Here is a 589-nt window from a genome sequence, read left to right on the forward strand (position 1 = left end):
GCCGGGCAGTCCGCCGCGCCGGTCCTGCATCTTGCCGAGCAGCGGTTTGAGGATCTGCCGGAAGCCCGCCACATTGGCCTTGATCCAGCCCGCGCGGTCCACGACGAGGACGGGGGTGTCCGAGGCCGGGCCGCCGGAGACGGCCATCCGGGTGAACGCGCGGACGTGCTCCTCCGAGGACTTGGCGTGCCGCCGCAGCTCCGCGACGACGGCACGCGCCTCGTCGCGACTCACCTCGGGCCCGGGGCGTACCAGCCGGGTCGCGGTCGCGACCGCGAGATTCCAGTCGACCATCTCCACACCACCGATGCTCGTCATGGCTTCACGGTACGTGGCCCGTGCCCCATCCGGGAGGACACCGGGGTCCGCACAGGCGGCCACCCCGCGTCCGGGTCACCCTCGTGGCCTTACGGCGGCCACCGTGGCACGGCCGCCCCCGCGTGCGGGTCGGGTCGCCCTCGCGCTCAGCGGCAGCCGCAGTTGGCGAGGGCCGAGGCCATCCGGTCCAGGGCGCGCTGGGCGCCGTCGGCGTCGGTGGTGCCGTTGGTCATGAACGCGAAGACCAGCAGCCGGCCGTCCGCGTCCACGA

1 protein-coding gene is annotated in these 589 nt (G+C 74.2%); it reads right to left on the minus strand.

Features of this window, described 5'->3' with window-relative positions:
- Nucleotides 1–318 (minus strand): zinc-dependent metalloprotease (locus tag CCN37_RS38525; RefSeq protein WP_210408434.1); only part of this gene is annotated, 318 nt, incomplete at its 3' end.
- Nucleotides 319–589: the final 271 nt, after the last annotated feature.

Origin of the sequence: Allokutzneria sp. NRRL B-24872, from assembly GCF_002155965.1 — a bacterium.
Classification (GTDB): Bacteria; Actinomycetota; Actinomycetes; order Mycobacteriales; family Pseudonocardiaceae; genus Allokutzneria.